Origin of the sequence: Moorena sp. SIO4A1, assembly GCF_010672065.1 — a bacterium.
GTDB lineage: Bacteria > Cyanobacteriota > Cyanobacteriia > Cyanobacteriales > Coleofasciculaceae > Moorena.
In genome coordinates, this window is record NZ_JAAHHX010000013.1 from 26447 (window position 1) to 43680 (window position 17234).

Annotated in this window: 20 protein-coding genes, 1 tRNA gene and 2 pseudogenes; 12 read left to right on the plus strand and 11 right to left on the minus strand. The window is 44.7% G+C overall.

The window, feature by feature from the left end:
* Nucleotides 1-113: 113 nt before the first annotated feature.
* Nucleotides 114-284 (plus strand): hypothetical protein, encoded by a 171-nt coding sequence (locus tag F6K53_RS13970; RefSeq protein WP_293070596.1) that lies wholly within the window; start codon nucleotides 114-116, stop codon nucleotides 282-284.
* Here the strand turns inward: F6K53_RS13970 and F6K53_RS13975 are convergent.
* Together F6K53_RS13975 and F6K53_RS13980 are read right to left on the minus strand one after the other, a co-directional pair.
* On the minus strand, nucleotides 281-433 hold the full coding sequence (locus F6K53_RS13975; protein ID WP_364303730.1) for a DUF29 family protein: 153 nt from the start codon (nucleotides 431-433) through the stop codon (nucleotides 281-283). The genes F6K53_RS13970 and F6K53_RS13975 overlap by 4 nt on opposite strands.
* On the minus strand, nucleotides 400-762 hold the full coding sequence (locus F6K53_RS13980) for a DUF29 domain-containing protein (RefSeq protein WP_293025951.1): 363 nt from the start codon (nucleotides 760-762) through the stop codon (nucleotides 400-402). The genes F6K53_RS13975 and F6K53_RS13980 overlap by 34 nt, the downstream gene beginning before the upstream one ends.
* Nucleotides 763-936: 174 nt before the next feature.
* On the opposite strand from F6K53_RS13980, the gene F6K53_RS13985 reads away from it, so the two are divergent.
* The 3 genes from F6K53_RS13985 to F6K53_RS13995 all read left to right on the plus strand — a co-directional run bounded on the left by F6K53_RS13985 (nucleotide 937) and on the right by F6K53_RS13995 (nucleotide 1933).
* Nucleotides 937-1068, plus strand: a complete 132-nt coding sequence (locus tag F6K53_RS13985) for a hypothetical protein (RefSeq protein ID WP_293025949.1) — start codon at nucleotides 937-939, stop codon at nucleotides 1066-1068.
* Nucleotides 1069-1291: 223 nt separating this feature from the next.
* Nucleotides 1292-1510 (plus strand): hypothetical protein, encoded by a 219-nt coding sequence (locus F6K53_RS13990; RefSeq protein ID WP_293025947.1) that lies wholly within the window; start codon nucleotides 1292-1294, stop codon nucleotides 1508-1510.
* Between the two features lie 300 nt (nucleotides 1511-1810).
* Entirely contained in the window at nucleotides 1811-1933 is a 123-nt protein-coding gene (locus F6K53_RS13995) for a hypothetical protein (protein WP_293025945.1), read from the plus strand.
* Between the two features lie 204 nt (nucleotides 1934-2137).
* Here the strand turns inward: F6K53_RS13995 and F6K53_RS14000 are convergent, their stop codons facing one another.
* Nucleotides 2138-2554, minus strand: coding sequence for an anti-sigma regulatory factor (locus F6K53_RS14000; RefSeq protein WP_293025943.1), 417 nt, complete (start codon nucleotides 2552-2554; stop codon nucleotides 2138-2140).
* Nucleotides 2555-2557: 3 nt separating this feature from the next.
* On the minus strand, nucleotides 2558-4252 hold the full coding sequence (locus F6K53_RS14005; protein WP_293025968.1) for a SpoIIE family protein phosphatase: 1695 nt from the start codon (nucleotides 4250-4252) through the stop codon (nucleotides 2558-2560).
* Between the two features lie 96 nt (nucleotides 4253-4348).
* Between F6K53_RS14005 and F6K53_RS14010 the strand changes: the two genes are divergently transcribed.
* Nucleotides 4349-5941, plus strand: a complete 1593-nt coding sequence (locus tag F6K53_RS14010; protein ID WP_293025941.1) for a Na+/H+ antiporter — start codon at nucleotides 4349-4351, stop codon at nucleotides 5939-5941.
* 7 nt (nucleotides 5942-5948) lie between these two features.
* Entirely contained in the window at nucleotides 5949-6131 is a 183-nt protein-coding gene (locus F6K53_RS14015) for a hypothetical protein (protein ID WP_293081114.1), read from the plus strand.
* A gap of 60 nt (nucleotides 6132-6191) precedes the next feature.
* Here F6K53_RS14015 and F6K53_RS14020 read toward each other — a convergent pair.
* From F6K53_RS14020 to F6K53_RS14035, 4 genes and pseudogenes are all read right to left on the minus strand, one after another.
* Nucleotides 6192-6449, minus strand: a pseudogene (locus tag F6K53_RS14020) (helix-turn-helix domain-containing protein); the annotation flags it as partial.
* A gap of 178 nt (nucleotides 6450-6627) precedes the next feature.
* The gene (locus F6K53_RS14025; RefSeq protein WP_293066368.1) at nucleotides 6628-8037 is read right to left on the minus strand and encodes a hypothetical protein; all 1410 of its coding nucleotides are present in this window, start codon (nucleotides 8035-8037) and stop codon (nucleotides 6628-6630) included.
* Nucleotides 8038-8223: 186 nt separating this feature from the next.
* Nucleotides 8224-8667: pseudogene (locus F6K53_RS14030) on the minus strand (amylo-alpha-1,6-glucosidase); the annotation flags it as partial.
* Nucleotides 8668-8827: 160 nt separating this feature from the next.
* Nucleotides 8828-10237, minus strand: a complete 1410-nt coding sequence (locus F6K53_RS14035) for a glycoside hydrolase 100 family protein (RefSeq protein ID WP_293019368.1) — start codon at nucleotides 10235-10237, stop codon at nucleotides 8828-8830.
* Between the two features lie 227 nt (nucleotides 10238-10464).
* Here F6K53_RS14035 and F6K53_RS14040 point away from each other — a divergent pair, with 227 nt between their 5' ends.
* The gene (locus F6K53_RS14040; RefSeq protein ID WP_293019370.1) at nucleotides 10465-10782 is read left to right on the plus strand and encodes a hypothetical protein; all 318 of its coding nucleotides are present in this window, start codon (nucleotides 10465-10467) and stop codon (nucleotides 10780-10782) included.
* 80 nt (nucleotides 10783-10862) lie between these two features.
* Here F6K53_RS14040 and F6K53_RS14045 read toward each other — a convergent pair whose 3' ends face one another.
* Entirely contained in the window at nucleotides 10863-11369 is a 507-nt protein-coding gene (locus tag F6K53_RS14045) for a DUF2808 domain-containing protein (RefSeq protein WP_293066364.1), read from the minus strand.
* A gap of 229 nt (nucleotides 11370-11598) precedes the next feature.
* On the opposite strand from F6K53_RS14045, the gene F6K53_RS14050 reads away from it, so the two are divergent.
* The gene (locus F6K53_RS14050) at nucleotides 11599-12987 is read left to right on the plus strand and encodes an AAA-like domain-containing protein (RefSeq protein ID WP_293066361.1); all 1389 of its coding nucleotides are present in this window, start codon (nucleotides 11599-11601) and stop codon (nucleotides 12985-12987) included.
* 209 nt (nucleotides 12988-13196) lie between these two features.
* Here the strand turns inward: F6K53_RS14050 and F6K53_RS14055 are convergent.
* A tRNA-Ala gene (locus tag F6K53_RS14055) sits at nucleotides 13197-13269 on the minus strand.
* A 239-nt stretch (nucleotides 13270-13508) separates the two neighbouring features.
* Here F6K53_RS14055 and F6K53_RS14060 point away from each other — a divergent pair.
* Nucleotides 13509-14342: a rhodanese-related sulfurtransferase gene (locus F6K53_RS14060; RefSeq protein ID WP_293081116.1), complete on the plus strand. Its 834-nt coding sequence runs from the start codon at nucleotides 13509-13511 to the stop codon at nucleotides 14340-14342.
* Between the two features lie 6 nt (nucleotides 14343-14348).
* A complete protein-coding gene (locus F6K53_RS14065) occupies nucleotides 14349-14534 on the plus strand; it encodes a hypothetical protein (RefSeq protein WP_293081119.1) in 186 nt (61 codons plus the stop codon).
* A gap of 124 nt (nucleotides 14535-14658) precedes the next feature.
* On the opposite strand, the gene F6K53_RS14070 is transcribed toward F6K53_RS14065, so the two are convergent.
* Nucleotides 14659-15351: a class I SAM-dependent methyltransferase gene (locus F6K53_RS14070; protein WP_293081121.1), complete on the minus strand. Its 693-nt coding sequence runs from the start codon at nucleotides 15349-15351 to the stop codon at nucleotides 14659-14661.
* A 189-nt stretch (nucleotides 15352-15540) separates the two neighbouring features.
* On the opposite strand from F6K53_RS14070, the gene F6K53_RS14075 reads away from it, so the two are divergent.
* Nucleotides 15541-15666 (plus strand): hypothetical protein, encoded by a 126-nt coding sequence (locus F6K53_RS14075; RefSeq protein WP_293019380.1) that lies wholly within the window; start codon nucleotides 15541-15543, stop codon nucleotides 15664-15666.
* A 181-nt stretch (nucleotides 15667-15847) separates the two neighbouring features.
* On the plus strand, nucleotides 15848-17234 hold a 1387-nt coding region (locus F6K53_RS14080; protein ID WP_293066352.1), incomplete at its 3' end, for a zinc ribbon domain-containing protein.

Below are 17234 nucleotides of genomic sequence, written 5' to 3' on the forward strand. Positions count from 1 at the left end.
GGTGAGGGGAGGTTAAAACGTGGGTGGCTTGTGTGGCGTTCGGTAGCCCTCAAGCTCCTGAAGTTCGGGAATATAAGGGCTATGGAGTTGTTTAATTTAATCGGAGTAGTGCGATGAAGCGTTTCGGCAAAGCCGACGCTACGCGAACGCAAAGCGTGGCCTACGGCCTCAGCTTCCGCGCTTATGCGATCGCACTCAGTTCTTCAAGGATTGGACAAGGGTTGGTATCTTTGGAGAAGCGATTAGCCCAAAGGGCTACGCTACGCGAACGCATTTTAAATTAATCTCCATAAAAGTCTTCATCTAATAGCTGTTCAATTGTAAAAGGACATTGATTGGGATAGTCTTCAGGGTTGGGCTTACGAATGCCAAAGCTGGCTTTTTTACCTTCTTTTATAGCTAACCTTCGAGCATCTTGATAAGCTTTAGCGATCGCGTAGCGTAGCCCTTTGGGCTAATCGCTTCTTCTAAATAACGTTTAAATGAAGGACTGTCTTGTAAATCTTTTTGGATACGAAACCGATGTTCTGTGACTGAACTATACCAACTTCCTTTCATGGACTCAGCAGCGTCAGTTTGAACCATTATTTTGAGTAAATGGGCAATCAAGATGGTTAAATTGCTAATGAAGGCTCGCTTTTCAGCCTTTCCCATGTCCTCTAACTCAAGCAGCAAATTATCCCAATCAATTGCCGATAAATTTCTGGCTTTTATTTGTTCAACGAGGATTTCTCGCCAACGGTTAAAATCTTGTTCATACATAGTTTTTTATCAGTTAAAATTAGGCTTTATACCAACAATAAATGAACCGATTTCAAAGTAGTATTATTATACCATTAAAGTTGTATTTTGGGTGAAACGATAGTTAAACCCAACACAGGATCATGTAAATCTCATCAAGATTTACCGTAAAGTACATCGCACTATCCTAATAGTTTGTCAGATGCGGCCTGTGTTCCTTTCCCTCTTCCCAATAAGCGCCGCCACATCACCTGTATAATTGAGTTAATCTCAGTAGTTTCCTCTTCTGACTTCCCTACTCCCTACTCCCTACTCCCTACTCCCTAGCAGGAAATTACCTTATCCAATTGATAACTGCGTAAGCATTCAGCCGTCAGCATTCAGCCGTCAGCCGTGAGCTAAAAGCTCACGCGTGCGCGTTCAGCTTACGTAACAAAGATTAAACGAATGCTTACTTGTTTTATTTAAAAGCTCAAAGCTCAAAGCTGAGAGCTTTGAGCTTTGAGCTGAATGCTTACGATAAAAAGCATACATACCAGGGTACAGAGCAATGTCTATTCCAGAAATTAGCCAGGAAATTATTCGTTCTTATACCAGTAGCCAATCTTGGCAAAGAGGAAAAGCTTATTATCACGATGGCCATGTTATAAGAGTAGTTCAACGGGGGAAATTAATTACAGCAGACGTTGAAGGTAGTGATATTCGCCCTTATCAAGAGGTGCGACCCGTGGCGAATTTAATAATTAGATGCGGAAAGCGCACCTATTAATATTGGTTTTGAGGAAGAGGAATTAGACACAGGTTATTGTAGTTCTAGGATTATGGAGGCTACTGCCAACATATTAACATTATTAGTATGCTTGCATAAACCAGAACTAGTTGAACAGCGTCCTAGTTTAGAGTAAATTTTAGATCGCCTTAATGAAGTTCAGACACAAAATTTAATTCACGAGTTAGTAGCTAATAACCCTCAATTAATGGATGATATTGAGTATTTTGCCGATCGGGTTGCGCCACTATATGTAATTACATCATCTCCAGAAACCCTCCCCCAACGGGAGATGGGGAGATGAGGGAGATGGGGGAGATGGGGGAGATTTTTATTAAGGGTATAGCAGTCGAAGTAAAGCTTAGGACATATTTCTTTTCCCAGCTGTTGGAGCTCCCAGCTGTTGAAGCTCCCAGCTGTTGAAGCTCCCAGCTGTTGAAGCTCCCTTTAAACCAAAATACTATGTCCTAAACTATATTTCAGTTGCTATAATTAGCCTCACATGATATAAGCACCTCAAGTAGAACCTCAAGTAGCGCATTAGCTGATACGCGACACGCTGATAGCTTACATTAACAATTACCTTTTGAATTTAGCAATGCCCAAAATAGCTTTCCTGCTACTGGGCTACTTGGCTAAGCTGACTTGCAACTCCAGGCAATTCCGACCATTGACCTGTAAGCGATACTCCACCCGATCCATTAGTCGATGGATAATTAGCCAGCCATAGCCGTTTTCCTGTAAATCACCTGGATTCGGTGGTTTATAAGAGGATGGGTCAAATCCTTGACCATAGTCCCAAATCTCCAGAGCAATATCCCGTTCTTTGAGTTCTAGGCGAATCAAGATCGGTAAATTCGGTTGATCGCGATGAGCATGACGAACTACGTTAGAGTAAGCTTCCACTAACACCAATCGCAAACGATTGGATAGACTAGGCCAATCAACACGATTTCCGAGTTCAACCTGCAAAATCCCCATAAACCAGTTTTCGACAATGCTCAAAAACTTGAGGTCACTCGGTATCTGTAGTTCTGTTTTCATCCACTACAATACCTCCAGAGATACTAGGGTTTGGTCGTCTTCCTGAATCGGGTTGGTACGCTCTCGAATCCGAGCTAATAAATGACTCAGGTCAAAGGGAGCAGGCTCCTGAAGCAGAAGCTCCCAAAGACCGGATGACTCAAGCCTAGAACTGGTGCTGGTTGACCCATCGGATGAAGAACCTGTCACTGGATTCACTGGATTCAGGGTTGCTTCCGTAATTCCATCACTTGTTAGTAGCAGGATGCTACCTGAATTTAATCTTAAATGTCCTGATTCCGCCTGCCAAATTGGCAAAATTCCTAAGGGAATACCCCTAGCCTGAAGGTAAGTCGGCTCTGGAGTTTTTGACTCTGAGTGTTGTTGGACTACTTGGTGATCAGACCAAACCATAGGATAGGTATGACCAGCATTAGCGTAAACCAACTGTTGCTTGTCAGGGGTATAACGAGCCAAGACCAGGGTAATAAAACAGTTGGTATGATAGAGGTCATCTGACATGATGTGGTTAAGATTTTGGATCACTGTTTTTGGGTCTGGTGATGTTTCTTGAGCAAGTTCCCGTCGTAACATCGACATGGCACTGGTCATAAGTAAGGCAGCAGGTACCCCTTTACCGGACACATCTCCCACTGCTAGCCATATATCTCCTTGGGGATGAACATAGACTTCAAAAAAATCCCCACCAATCTGTCGCGCTGGGGTGCAGTGAGCTTGCACTCTCACCTGTTCCATCTCTGGCCAACTCTGACGCAGCAAATTATTCTGAATCTGGCGAGCTACATCTAGTTCATCCCGCATCTGCTGAGCCTGTAACTGGGTGCGTTGGAGTAGTTTTGCCTGAGAAATCGCTAACGCTGCTTGTTTAGCAACGGCTTCTATCAGCTGGATATCTTCTTTATTCCAAGACCCTTCACTCCCTTGCTGGTAGAGACACAACACCCCTAAGATCTGTTGTTGGTCCGGTAGGGGAACGATCAAATGCACCGAATTCTGACCATCCCTTGTTTCTGGCCACGACTTAGTCTCGGGTTTATCTAATACCTGTTGTATCATCAAATCAGGATTAGGGATATGAGGTGTATTGCCATCCCCAGAAACCTTGTAGGTGAAACATTCTGGTGTGAGTTGGTTGAACTCTACCGGTCGCAGGATACAACCGGTAGCATCAAAGGCTTGACCCATGGTGGTCACTACCTTTTGCAGTAGACTACTATAATCTAGGGATTCTCGAATTGCCGTTGTCACCATATTGAACAATTCTTCCCGTCGTAAGGCCCGAGAAAGTTCCCTGGTTCTTTTTTTTAGCACTTGGTAAGTTTCCGCAGCTTGTCGCACCACTGCTTTTAGTTCCTCACCCTGCCAAGGCTTTGTGATGTACTTATAGACCTGACCTGAGTTAATTGCTGCCACCAAATCTTCTATATCTGTGTAGGCAGTCAACAGGATGCGAATTGTATCTGGAAAACGCTCTACTGTCCTGCTTAAGAATTCTGTTCCATTCATTCCCCCTAGGCGCTGATCTGAGATAATAATCGCCATCTCTCCTTCGGTGTCCAAAATATCTAAGGCGGTTATGGCATCATTAGCTCTGAAAACTTGAAATTTTCGGCGGAAGGTTCTGTAAAGTAGATCTAAGTTGTCAGACTCATCGTCTACTACCATCAATTTGAGTTTGTCTTGATTTCCCTGACTCATCACTAATTTTGCTTGGTAAGGGGAAAACCGAAAACTCCTGTGATTTTACCCACGGGCAGGAGGCTTTCCCCTTTGAGTTTAGCTTGGAGTTTCTGTATGTCCCTAGAGTCCACTGTTGGCGAAGTCGTCATTAAGCAAAACCTTGAACAGTTTCTCCTAGTGCTGTCGGTGTCTTTGAGTGTGGCAACCCTATCTAGGATTTTTTCCTGGTTCCGTAAAATTCCTTACACCCTATTACTGGTAATTGTCGGGTTAGGGTTGGCTTTTGTGGATGTCCGACTGGTTAACTTATCACCAGAACTGATTCTGGAAATTTTCCTACCCCCCCTACTCTTTGAAGCCGCTTGGAATATCCGCTGGCGGGACTTACGACGGGATTTGGTACCGGTGAGTCTATTTGCGATCGCTGGGGTAATTATTTCCGTAGTTGGCATTGCCTTTGCTATCAATCAGCTGACAGGACTACCCCTGACCATTGCTTTATTGGTTGGAGCTAGTCTTTCTGCAACTGACCCAGTTTCGGTTATTGCTCTATTTCGGGAATTGGGTGCGGATAAACGGCTGAAAACTCTGATGGAGGGGGAAAGCCTATTTAATGATGGGGTAGCAGTGGTTGCTTTTAGTTTATTAGTCGGACTACCCCTAGGACTAGAAGAATTTTCCATTGCCACTAGTGTTGCCCGTTTCTTAGGGTTTGTGGGGATTGGGATTGGCATCGGTTGCATCATTGGTTTTGGGATTTCCTACGCCACCCAACGCTTTGATTTACCCCTGGTGGAGCAATCCCTGACCTTGGTTTCTGCTTATGGCACTTATTTAATTGTGGAGGAACTAGGGGGATCCGGTGTGATTGGGGTAGTCACCGTTGGGGTGATCTTGGGCAATTTTGGCTCCCGGATTGGTATGAACCCCCGTACCCGGTTGATTGTGTCTGAGTTTTGGGACTTTTTAGCCTTTTTTGTGAACTCGATTGTCTTTCTACTGATTGGTGATCAAATAAAGATAGCTAGTTTAGGCCAAAATATCCACTTAATTGCGGTTACTATCTTGGCTGTACTACTGACGAGAGCGATCGCAATTTATGGTTTGGGCGCATTCAGCAATATCTTGGTCAACTCTCAAATTGGTTGGCGGGAACAAACTGTCCTATGGTGGGGTGGCTTGCGAGGTTCGGTTTCCATTGCTCTGGCCTTAAGTGTGCCAGTTGTGTTAGAAGGACGGCAAGATATTATCGAAACTGTGTTTGGCGTGGTACTGTTTACCCTGCTAGTCCAGGGGTTAACCACCCGATGGTTTCTCGAAAAGTTAAATTTAATTGGTGACCAACCCCTACGTCAGCAATATTCGGAAGTTCTTGCCCGTCGCATCGCCCTGAATCGGGTCAGAAATTATCTTGAGGAGGGCTTAAAGACCACAGAAATCGATTCCGACCTGTGGCGCTATCAAACCAAACTTATCGATACCCAACTGACAACGATTAACGATGAAATTGAGGAGTTACGGAGTAACAACCCTCAACTCCAAACCCTTGACCTTGAGCAACTTCAAGAAACCATGTTAGATATTGAAGCCGATACCTACGCCGAATTTATTCGTTCTGGACGGCTCAATGAAAACCTTTCGCCCATTATGCAGCAGGTACTTATTGAGGCAGATCAGAAAACCATTGATATTGAGGGTGTGAGCTAATTGTGGAATGATTAAAGGTAATTTAGAACAGTTTGGGGCGAGAGGGTCGCTAATTGGCAATTTAATTGAAGGCTTGCTGGCTCTAAGTACAGTAATTGTTTTTGTGTTTAGCACCTGGCCTGTTTTCACTCGGATTTCGCGAGGGATGGATTTACACCATCATGGTTATCAAGTTGTCATGGTTCAGTAGACCAAGCGGCTAATCCCCCAAACCTTATTTAGGTATGATTTCTAGCCAACGAATCGCACGTATGTCCCTGTACCAAGGATGAGTATTCTTGAGATTGGGTAAAGTCTTTTTCTGGGAGTAGTAATCTGGATTGTCCCTTAATTCGGAAAGATGGCAGACAAGAGGACAAGCATTAATTGAACAGCGATTTTCCTCGTACCAACGAAACCGATCGGCCAACAAATAGTTATATTGAGCACACAGCATTGACAGCCAGTGATCTATCTTGGCTTTTTGCTGCTTTGTTGGTTTTAAGCGGTACTGGTACGCGATTCTCATTTGACTTGTTCTCTAGCTCATCGAGCTACTATTAGTATAATATACAGCTAGTCAAAGCGCTAGTCATAATGAAAACAATAAAAATTACAATTAGACTTACCGATTTCGAGAAAAGACAATTGGAGCAAGAAGCAAAACGGAGGGGAATGACTCAGTAATCAATACATACAATGAAGTTTTATAGCTCGTCTTCGTGATCCAAAAGACCCTGTGCAAAATTCATCCCACACTCATGCTGCGCATGTTCGTTGTGGGGCTTCTTTTGCCGGACAGCTAAGGGGATGCAGTGGAATGCCAAATCCCAGGCTGCAAACCAGGGATATTCCCATTTATCTGGCATAGAAAGAATATCTGCATTGTCGAGATGATTCCATTGGTGATTCCTGACTTTGAGACGTTCTGGTGGAGGTGGGGGTTGATTGGGGTCACCCTTGAGCCAGGTTTCTACGTTGTAGTAATAATACTGTTTACTCCACAACAGTCCTGCGAAGGCTTGACGCTGAATATTACGCTGATCATTATTAAGTCCGGATGGTGCGATCGCATGGTAAAACTGATCCGCTTCTGAGCGACGGGTGGCAATAATCCTTGAAAACTCACTGCCAAAGGGTTGGGGGATATTGGGAGCATCACTCAGCCACAGCTTAATCACCCGAGTCTCCCCAGCACCAATAGTAAATCGGTAATGGGGAGCCACTTTTGTGCCGACTCTGCTAGGATTGACGGCATTATTGTCACCCTGAACCACATAGTTATTAATGCCATCTTTAACATAGGCAGACTGATTCTCTACCCCAAACAAGCGCTGATAATTGGTTTCGTTATCAGTAACTAATAATTCTGGTGAACCCTCACAGTAAAACCACCGTTGTCCCAATGTGGGATGGGAGGCTTCCAGGACACTGAATTGGTGATCAGATTTAGCAACCTTGATTAAGGGCTTGGGAGAATTAGCATTCCAAGACCAAGTATTGCGGAACCAGAGAGTAGGTAGGATATGGAGAGTTTGAGGATCTGGTCCTCGATTAATCGCAGTAATTTGGATTAAAATTTGCTCCGCCGAGGCTTTGGCATACTCTAGGAATACATCATAGTAACGATTTTCCTGGAATATCCCTGTATCGAGCAGTTCAAACTCTGGTGCTTCCCGTCCCCGACGTTGGTTTTCCTGCACTAGCCAAGTATAGGGAAACTCAGCTTGGGGATATTTGTATAATCCCTTCATGTAGGAGTGGGTAGGAGTACTATCTAGATAGAAATAATACTCTTTAACATCTTCCCCGTGATTACCTTCAGTGCCCGTTAAACCATAAATCCGTTCTTTAAGGATGGGGTCTTTGCCGTTCCATAGCGCTAGGGCAAAACACAAATACTGTTGATCATCACAAATACCCAAAATACCATCTTCGCCCCAACGGTAAGTACGCGATCGCGCCTGGTCATGGGTAAAATAATCCCACGCTTGTCCATCCGGGCTATAGTCTTCTCGTACTGTTCCCCACTGTCGCTCACTTAGGTAAGGACCCCAGCGTTTCCAATGGATAATGTGATTGCGAGCTTCTTCCAGTCTTTGATATTCTTCAGTCATAACTCAGGCCAGCTGCATCGCTTTTAAAGTTGAAAGTTGAAGGTTGAAGGTTATTTTATTTAAGCTTAATTGGTGGTTCGCGTAGCGTGGCCGAAAGGCCAAGGTTTAAGGTTAGTTAGTTGTTCGCCTTTGGCGTTCGGTGAAGGGTAGGTTTAAGATTAGTTGGTTGACGCTTAGTTGGCTTTGCTGGACTCCCGCTTCCCCTGCATAAATTAAACCATCGTTATCCAAGTGAATGCTGTAGCGAGTTCCCCGACGATGCCAGTCAATTACCTCTTCTAGAATTGGAAACAATTCCGCTATCAACCTCTGATCTTGCGTCGCTTCGTAATAGGCACGGATTGCCTCGAAATACCAGAGCGTAGCATCCACGGTGTTGTATTCTGCTTCCGTTCCTACATCTGGGAAGAGATTGGGTAACATCCCTTGATCTATATAACGGGCAAAGGTGGGAAGAATAGTGCAAGCAACGTCAGGAGGACCGGTCGAGAGAGTCAATGCTGGCAAACTAATCATGGTATCTGACCCCCAATCCCCAAACCAAGGGTAGCCTGCGATAATCGTTTTATCATCAGGTGCATCTGCTAACGGGCGGTTGACCATAAACTGGTCAGCCGTCCATACTAATTGCGGATCCAACTGGGGGTAGTTTTGAGATTGTGGGCAGCATCCCAACCCTTGATTAATGTCATTGGTAATTTTGGTAATTGTTAGTTTAAAATTGGTACTTGGCGAGTACCAATTTTAAATTAGTTTAAGTTAATTTAAATTAGTTTAAATTAGTTTAAGATTATTTGTTCATAGCAACGATTTCCGCAATATCCATAGAGCAAATCATCACAGCAGTGTCCTCAAAACTTACTAAGTTAAGATGATCCGGATTATCTATCAACTGTTGTGCTGCTAAAAAGCCAGCAATTGTCCAGGTTTGAACTTTCCTAGCTTTCTTGCCAATCAGGCGACCATTTTTACCATCATAGTACTCTGGCCAGTTATCCTTAAGCAGGCATTGGGCAGCAATGGTTAAGGCTTTACGAGCCAGTTCAGATTTGCCAGTTTTTTGTGCTGCTGCTGCTAATTCCCACAACAAGAACGGCCAATTCCCCGCATTATGGTAAGACCAAGGAGTATTTTTGGGATCACAACCTGTGATAATTTGCCAATCGCGACCTTCCAAAGCCGGAAAACAAACTTTCATGGGCATTTCTCCCACTAAATCCTCCCAGCGTTGCTCGATCAAGTCCATAATGGCTTGGGATTGTTCTTCAGTAGCTAGGGAAGTAATAATTGCCATTAAATTACCTTGGGCAAAAAAGCGAAAATCCATCCGCCCTGGTCCAAGGTTACCCACAAAATATCCCCCTGAATCTGGCAACCATTGCATTAGCCAATCTGGAATAGTGTCAGCATAGACATTAAACTTATTGATTGCGGCTTCACCGAACTCTTCCACATCGTAGCGATAGATTTCCTTGAGGCGGTCTAAATTCAACCAATAGTAATTCCGAATATGATAAGTCAGATGACCCAAGCGCTCCTTGACCACAGGAACATAATCATCCTCTGGCAACAATAACTCACTCGCCGCCTGCAACGCAGTGTAGAATAGGGCTTGAATATCCAACGGATACCCATCAACTCCCATCCGTCGGTCAATCATGAAGGCACCATCCGGCACCAACATCGTGGGAAACAGATCAAATCGCTTAGTCAGACACAGATCTAGAACTAATTTGATTCCCCGTTGGAACCGTGTCTGGTGGGCAAGGGCTTGATCACCAGTTGCCTTGACATAAGCCCTTAACACCAGCAGCCACCACAAGCCAGAATCTACTGGAGCAACTCGTGCGATCGCATGTTCCCCAAAATCCGCCCCTAAATACTCCTGTTCCTTCTTATGTATCACTTTAAAGCTCGCTGGCATCAATCCAAGACCCGCCTTAAAGCAATCCATATGCTTTTCACGGCTTTGAAGCCCTAGGGTTTCGATCAGGAAATTGCGCACAATTTCTCCCTTGCCCCTCATCAGCAATGCCATAGCCGACACCGCGAAATCCCGGGTAAAGCACTGGTCATAATTCAGGGCTTCCATATCCGAGTCTTTCGACGCCACTGTGCCCACGGGATGACCTTGATAATAGATAATCGAATCTTCCAGGGCTTGCCAAGCTGCCTCGATCAGATTACCTTCGCTTCCCATATAAAATTTCTCCTTTAAGTTGTCCATCTGGTTGATGCTAGCTTAACTCCTTTGAAAAAATCCTGGAGTACTTGGCTCGGATATCGAAAGACAAAGAACTTCGGGAACTTCAGATCAAGGAACTTCGGATCAAGGAACAGGGCATAGGTCAGAAGAATTGACGCAGTTTATATCATAAAAATACTAATGCTGCAAGGTATCAGCAAACAATCTTTAAGCAAACAACCTTGGCCTATTGGCCACGCGATCGCGTTCAACTTTCAAGCAAACAACCTTCAACCTTTAACCAAACCACCTTGGCCTATTGGCCACGCGATCGCGTTCAACCTTGGCCTATTGGCCACGCTTCGCGAACAACCTTGGCCTATTGGCCACGCGATCGCGTTCAACCAACCTTGGCCTATTGGCCACGGGTGCGCGTTCAACATTCAACCAAACAACATTCAACCTTCAACCAAACAACATTCAACCTTCAACCAAACAACATTCAACCTTTAACCAAACCACCTTGGCCTATTGGCCACGCGATCGCGTTCAACCTTTAACCAAACCACCTTGGCCTATTGGCCACGCGATCGCGTTCAACCTTTAACCAAACAACATTCAACCTTTAACCCTATTGAATTTAGTCACTCAGGACTGGCTCAAGTAACATTGCCGTACCGACAGGAAAGGGATAGGATATATTTTCGGTCAGGGCAGACACTCGATAAAGCATCGCTCCCCCTTCTCGATTTTGTTCTACCCCATCCATCACAATGCGCAGAACATTGCCTGGTTTAACAGGTTCATTCAAGGTCACCGTAAGAGCGGTACCACCTTCAGCACTCTTAGAAACTGCTGTGGTTGCTGGCACTCTCTCACCAAACTGATTAGTAACCTTTGCTTTGCGAACACCAGCGAGATTGGTACACTCAATCACAAGAGCATTAATGGGAAAGGCAGCCACAGCAACGGTAATAAAATGCCTATCCCCTGCAGCTCCAGCAATTCCAGCACTGGCAACATAGGGAGCATTCGGCACAAAACCGGCTTGAGCCTGAGCTACTGGCACCAGACTGGGGATGGCTATAGGCAGCACAGATGCGGCGAATGCTAGGGCTGAAACTGCTCCGAAAACTGGTTTTTTCATCACTCAATCGTCTTGGGATACCAGACTTAAACAACGTTGAGTTGATTTTAAAAAAGACCTATCGAAATTGTCTGCCTGAAAAAATCGGTAATTTGACCTAGATTTGACTAGGCCATCTGCTGGTAATTTTCGTAAAAAATTGGAAAAAATTGCTTGATTGGACGGAAATTTTGGCAATTCTATGTCAAAGTAAAACTAGTGTTTGGTGTGTTGGCTTTCAACCTCATCAATGATGGCAGACGAAGCCCTAGCTGTTTTGGACACAATTTTGCCCGATTACTCCTTCAGTAACCTTCAAGAGACCGTCTTCTGTGAAGTTTGGGAAGGGAAGACTTACGCTGAGATTGCGGAAAGCTGCGGGTATGAGCATAGTTACATTAGAGATGTAGGATTCAAACTTTGGCAACGTCTGTCTGTGGCTCTCAAACAAAAAGTTACCAAAAGTAATGTCCGCTCAGTTTTGAGGCGGTACTCCCGAGCTCAGCTATCCTCTCTAGGGATTTATGGCTATCAGGACAGGATAAAAACCAGCGTCGGGAATTCCCTATCCCCTGCTCTGGTACCAGAGCTAGACTTTCCCAGTGGTCCGGTACCACTAAACTCCAATTTATACATCGAACGTCCTCCCATTGAAGCGCTCACCTACGCAGAAGTTAGCAAACCAGGTAGCCTCATTCATATTAAAGGCCCCAGACAGAAAGGAAAGACTTCCCTAGTGCGAAGGATTTTGGCTTATGCCAAGAAACAGGGCTTTCGTACTGTTAGTTTAAGTTTACACCGAGCTGACTCCCAAGTTTTCAGCAACCTGGATAAGTTCTTACGTTGGTTTTGTGCCAACGTCAGTCGGCAATTGGGTTTATCCCTCCAACTCGATCACTATTGGGATTCTGACATTGGCTCTAAGGTGAGTTGTACCACTTACTTTGAAGACTATTTGCTAGAGCAAGTCGATAGGCCAATTGTTATTGCTTTAGATGAAGTTAATCAAATTTTTGAGTATCCAGAACTTTCTAGGGATTTTCTGTCTTTGCTACGCTCTTGGTATGAAGATGCTAGGGAACTGGAAATTTGGCAAAACGTAAGATGGGTGATAGCTCATGCTACAGATGTATATGTGCCACTAAAACTTAATCAATCGCCCTTTAATGTTGGCCTAGCCATTAAACTCCCAGAATTTACCAATGAGCAAGTGCTAGACTTAGCCCAGCGTCATGGTTTGGATTGGGCAAAAGGTGACCAAGCCATGAAACGTCTTGCTCCTTTAGTGACTATGGTAGGTCGTTGTCCCAGTTTAATTCGTCTTGCCCTTTATCATCTCACTAAACAGGATGTTAGCTTAGAACAATTACTAGAGGAAGCCCCAACTCAAACTGGAATTTATAGTAACTATTTGCGTTACTATCTAGCCGCTTTGCTACCCCATCCTGACCTAGTCGCTGCTTTTAAGGAAGTAGTCATGGCCACAGAAAGTGTGGAATTAGAAGCACTAACTGCCTATAAATTGGAAAGCTTGGGTTTGATCAGAATTCAGGGGAATCGAGCCACAGCTAGCTGCGAACTATATCGTCTATTTTTTAGAAATCAATTTCTGAATGGCATAAGAGTTAGTGGTTATTAGTTATTAGTCATGTCAACGAGATACAAAAAAAGCGATCGCCTAGCGTGACCTACGGTCAATCGCGAAGCGTGACGGGTCGCACCTGTGGAATAGGCATCTTGCCTGTTCGGGGATTTTTTGGAGCGGGCAGGATGCCCACTCTACTCCGATCCATTCGTTTGATTCAGCAACGCCATCCTAGTCACCAATTTACGATTAGATCTAACTAGTGGAGGTAAGCGGACTCGAACCGCTGACATCCTGCTTGCAAAGCAGGCGCTCTACCAACTGAGCTATACCCCCAGGCAAAGACAACTTAAGCTAAATTAAGCTTAGTTAATCAACCGCACTTTTGTTATTATACAACATACAAATGGAAAGTCAAGCAAGATAGCCAAAAAATTTTCCTATAGACATCGCAACAGTACTATTACCATAGCAGGTTAGTGCGGGGTGTTACCATACGTCAGAATAGTAAATAGTGAGGCACTTTCCGACTCAGGACTCAAAACTCAGCACTATTTTCACCCCTTAACCGGATCATGACCCAGGTAGTTGCAACATTTTACAAATTTGTCAAATTGCCAGACTTTGCGGATAAACGACCCTCCTTGCTAGCCCATTGTGAAGCTCAAGGCATCACAGGAACCATTCTCCTCGCAGCAGAAGGCATTAACAGCACCATCGCAGGCTCCCGTCAAGCCATTGATTCAGTCCTAGCGTTCCTCCGTTCCGATCCCCGTCTGGCCGACTTACAGCATAAAGAATCCTACACCGACTCCCCCCCATTCAACCGCCTGAAAGTCCGGTTAAAGAAAGAAATTGTTACCATCGGTTTGCCAGAGGTTGACCCCAATCAACAGGTAGGTACCTATGTTAAACCCCAGGACTGGAATGCTCTAATTTCAGATCCAGACGTAGTACTGATTGATACTCGCAATACCTATGAAGTAAATATCGGAAGCTTCAAAGGTGCCCAAAATCCCCATACTGACTCATTCCGACAATTCCCTGATTATGTTCGCCACCACCTCGATTCCACCAAAGATAAAAAAGTAGCCCTGTTTTGTACAGGGGGTATTCGCTGTGAAAAAGCCTCATCCTTTATGTTGAGTCAGGGTTTTAAACAGGTCTATCATCTCAAAGGTGGCATTCTCAAGTATTTAGAACAAGTCCCAGAAGACGAAAGTTTATGGGAGGGGGAGTGCTTTGTCTTCGATCAACGGATTGCTCTCAAGCACAGGTTGGAAGCTGGAACCTACCATATGTGCTACGGTTGTGGAAATCCAATTTCCCAAGCTGATCTCAATTCCCCTAAATATATCAAAGGTATTTGTTGCCCTTACTGTTTTGATGATTTCACCAAGGAAGCATAGACGTCAGTGGTCAGCGGTCAGTGGTCAGCGGTCAGCGGTCAGCCGTCAGCCGTCAGCCGTCAGCGGTCAGCCGTCAGCGGTCAGCCGTCAGCGGTCAGCCGTCAGCGGTCAGCGGTCAGCCGTCAGCGGTCAGCTGACGTAACAGAGATTAAACCAATGCTTACCTGTTTGATTCAAAAGCACCTCAAGTAGCACCATCTGTAGCGCATTAGCACCTCAAGTAGCGTGCCCGTAGCGCTTAAGCTGATAACTGATAACTGATAGCTGATAGCACCTCAAGTAGCGTGCGCGTAGCGCTTAAGCTGAATGCTTACCTTCATACTTCTGACTTCATACTTCTGACTTCTGACTTCTTTAGCGCTAGGGTCAATCCATCAGCAATCGGTACCAAACTAAGGGTTACCCGTTGGTCTTGAGATAGCTTTTGATTAAATGCTCGAATTGCCTCAGTTTTGTTATCGACTACCTCAGGATCTGCTACTCGCCCCGACCAGAGGACATTATCCACAGCAATTAGTCCACCATTACGCACCAGTTTCAGTGCCTGCTCGTAGTAGTTTTCGTAGTTCCGTTTATCTGCATCAATGAAGGCAAAATCAAACGTACCTGCTTGTCCCTCTTCCAGCAACCGATCCAGAGTGTCCAGTGCTGGGGCAATTTGCAGGTCAATTTTGTGAGCTACTCCGGCTTGTTGCCAGTAGCGACGTGCGATCGCAGTATACTTCTCACTGATATCACAAGCAACCACCTGGCCGTCTGGTGGCAAAGCTAAGGCTACAGCTAAAGCACTATAGCCCGTAAATACCCCCACCTCTAGAGTTTTCTTGGCTCCCATCAACTGCACTAGTAAGGCCATAAACTGCCCCTGTTCAGGAGCTATTTGCATCATACCCATGGAATGCTGTGCTGTTTCCAGCCTCAGCTGGGTCAAAACTTCTGGCTCTCTTAGAGAAACAGATTTTAAGTAGTCGTAAAGCTGCTTGTCTAGTCCAAAGGTTTGATTAGCCATTGATATTTAGTTTGCTCAAAGCTATTATTTTCCAGAGGTTGCTCAATCTATAGCGTTGATCATACTTATGAGGTACCTTCAAGTTTCTTATACCAAGTTGCGGTCAAAGGTACAACTTTCTCTTCCGCCAATCTCCCTATCTCCCTATCTCCCCATCTCCCCATATTCCCCTCCTGGGAGGGGTTAGGGGTGGGTCCCTATCTCCCTATCTCCCTATCCAACCAATCTACTCTCTTTGAATGCAACTCGGTATTACCCCTACTCCCGACTCCCGACTCCCTACTCCCTTTGCTAAATGATAGTATTCATCGTTAATTTTTCATCAGTCCATGTTGCTTTGGTTATTCCTTGCTGTTCCCTATTGGTGGGATGATTTGTACAGTCTCGCGATTAAACCCCAATAAATAGGGATAATACGGTATTTAATACCATAAAACAGACATTGACATTTTGCTAGCGCTAGAGTAAGATTAAAGTATACGATTCAGAATTAACGATGCCCAAGAAAATAGGAGCAACTAGAAAAATATCGACTCAAATCGTCCCCGTAGTAGGGATGACTGAGTCGGTTAAGACAGAGTTGTTGTTCACAATGAAAAAATTGGGCATTGTCAGATCTGAGTCTTACAACAAACTGGGAAGCATTAATCACTGGGGACTGGACTGGAAAAAGGCCATCCCGGAAGTAAAGAGTTTCAGGAATCCCGACAGCTTAGGGCTGCCTGCTAAATTAATGGATTGGGCTATTAATGATGTAGCAAAAGCCATTACGGCTCAGCAGGCAGCCTGTATAGATGCAGTAGCAAAAAGAATCTACAGAAGGTTCCCTGGAAAGGAAAATCAAAATAAACGAAAGGAGCTTTGCAAACAGCTTAAGACCGTTGCTTTTCTGGACAATCCTCTTCTACACAGACTTGTTAGAAGGTTTTTCCAAAGAGGACATTCTTGGATTAAAAACCAGATCGTCTATCAACAAGTGGGTTACAAATGTAAAAGGCTTTCCCGTAACACTTACCAGTTAGAATTGGCGGGATTAAGGAGAGGGAAGAGGAACAGGATAGTTGTTAGATCTAATCGAAAAATAAAAGGACAAATCAGACTGATCCATAATCAACTCCTGCAAAAATTTGAAATCCACTTTCTGGTAGACCATGGAACCGTAGAAATTCCCTCTGAACGTCGAAGTCTCGGTGTAGATAAGGGTTACACGGAGGCTTTCTATGATTCAGACGGTCAGGCACACGGCAAAGATCTGGGAAAAGTCTCTACTAAGAAATCAGATCGCATATGTGCCAAGAACCGCAACAGAGGGAAACTTTGGGCACTTCACAGAAAGCTAGAGAAAATAGATTCAGTTAAATCGGCTCGAATACTTGAAAACAACCTAACTAGAAAAACGGAAAATCGCCGTTACAGAAAAAATCAAGCAGAGTTGACGGCGATAATAGGAGCAGCCTCTAAGTCTCTTTTCAATGGAGAATCTTTAAAGGTCTTTGCTGTTCGCGTAGCGTGGCCTACGGCCTCAGATTTAACACAACCAATCAGAAATAAGCGCCAGTCTAAAGCCGTGTCCCGCAAACTCAATAGTTGGATGAAAGGAGTGATGCGTGATTCTTTGCAAAAATGGGCTGATTGGACTGGCTCGGTTGTTACAGAAGTTCAGCCTAGTTACACGTCGCAAATTGACTCCAGGAATGGCACCCTGTTGGGCAAAAGGACTGGGGACAATTTTACCGGATTTGATGGGGTCGTGTTGCAGGCTGACCATAATGCTGCCAAAAACATCCTTGCTCGCGGTACCGACTTCGAAATTACTCGGTACATGAGTAAAACCGAGGTACAGGCGGTGTTATTGCGTCGTACCGCGCGTTGGTTGAAAGGAA

What these genes read in the sequence shown, in the direction of transcription:
- F6K53_RS13970 (WP_293070596.1), top strand. Translation starts at nt 114, where the DNA reads ATGAAGCGTTTCGGCAAAGCCGACGCTACGCGAACGCAAAGCGTGGCC.
- F6K53_RS13980 (WP_293025951.1), bottom strand. Translation starts at nt 762, where the DNA reads ATGTATGAACAAGATTTTAACCGTTGGCGAGAAATCCTCGTTGAACAA.
- F6K53_RS13990 (WP_293025947.1), top strand. Translation starts at nt 1,292, where the DNA reads ATGTCTATTCCAGAAATTAGCCAGGAAATTATTCGTTCTTATACCAGT.
- F6K53_RS13995 (WP_293025945.1), top strand. Translation starts at nt 1,811, where the DNA reads ATGAGGGAGATGGGGGAGATGGGGGAGATTTTTATTAAGGGTATAGCA.
- F6K53_RS14000 (WP_293025943.1), bottom strand. Translation starts at nt 2,554, where the DNA reads ATGAAAACAGAACTACAGATACCGAGTGACCTCAAGTTTTTGAGCATT.
- F6K53_RS14005 (WP_293025968.1), bottom strand. Translation starts at nt 4,252, where the DNA reads ATGAGTCAGGGAAATCAAGACAAACTCAAATTGATGGTAGTAGACGAT.
- F6K53_RS14010 (WP_293025941.1), top strand. Translation starts at nt 4,349, where the DNA reads ATGTCCCTAGAGTCCACTGTTGGCGAAGTCGTCATTAAGCAAAACCTT.
- F6K53_RS14015 (WP_293081114.1), top strand. Translation starts at nt 5,949, where the DNA reads ATGATTAAAGGTAATTTAGAACAGTTTGGGGCGAGAGGGTCGCTAATT.
- F6K53_RS14025 (WP_293066368.1), bottom strand. Translation starts at nt 8,037, where the DNA reads ATGACTGAAGAATATCAAAGACTGGAAGAAGCTCGCAATCACATTATC.
- F6K53_RS14035 (WP_293019368.1), bottom strand. Translation starts at nt 10,237, where the DNA reads ATGGGAAGCGAAGGTAATCTGATCGAGGCAGCTTGGCAAGCCCTGGAA.
- F6K53_RS14045 (WP_293066364.1), bottom strand. Translation starts at nt 11,369, where the DNA reads ATGAAAAAACCAGTTTTCGGAGCAGTTTCAGCCCTAGCATTCGCCGCA.
- F6K53_RS14050 (WP_293066361.1), top strand. Translation starts at nt 11,599, where the DNA reads ATGATGGCAGACGAAGCCCTAGCTGTTTTGGACACAATTTTGCCCGAT.
- F6K53_RS14060 (WP_293081116.1), top strand. Translation starts at nt 13,509, where the DNA reads ATGACCCAGGTAGTTGCAACATTTTACAAATTTGTCAAATTGCCAGAC.
- F6K53_RS14070 (WP_293081121.1), bottom strand. Translation starts at nt 15,351, where the DNA reads ATGGCTAATCAAACCTTTGGACTAGACAAGCAGCTTTACGACTACTTA.